The following is a 385-nucleotide window of genomic DNA, read 5'->3' as shown; positions in this document are numbered from 1 at the left end:
AGATGTCGTGATAACTGACGTGGGGGAGACTGTAGAAGACGTTGGTAAAGCAGTGGCATGGCTTGGGGATGACGATATCGCTATTCATGATCACTGTTATGCTTTTCGACATTCTTTGAATCCAAAATTTATTTCCTATTACATGCAAACCGATTCGTTTATTTCTGAAAAAGCAAAGTATGTAGCCAGAACAAAAGTTAATACACTACTCATTAATTGTTTTTCAAAAATTATGATTCCGGTTCCATATCCTAAAGATCACGAAAAATCACTTAAGGAACAAGCTCGCATTGTCGAAATACTCGACAAATTCGACACACTGACTAACTCCATCACCGAAGGTCTTCCGCGTGAAATCGAGTTGCGCCAGAAACAATACGAATAC

At 39.0% G+C, this 385-nt stretch carries 1 protein-coding gene; it reads left to right on the top strand.

The annotated features are described in order from the left end of the window. The coding region (locus tag EVJ21_RS15305; RefSeq protein ID WP_131490805.1) for a restriction endonuclease subunit S at nucleotides 1-385 on the top strand (385 nt) is incomplete at both ends.

Origin of the sequence: Exiguobacterium sp. SH0S2 (assembly GCF_004337185.1) — a bacterium.
Taxonomy (GTDB): domain Bacteria; phylum Bacillota; class Bacilli; order Exiguobacteriales; family Exiguobacteriaceae; genus Exiguobacterium; species Exiguobacterium aurantiacum_A.
This window is presented reverse-complemented; position numbering and strand designations above follow the sequence as displayed.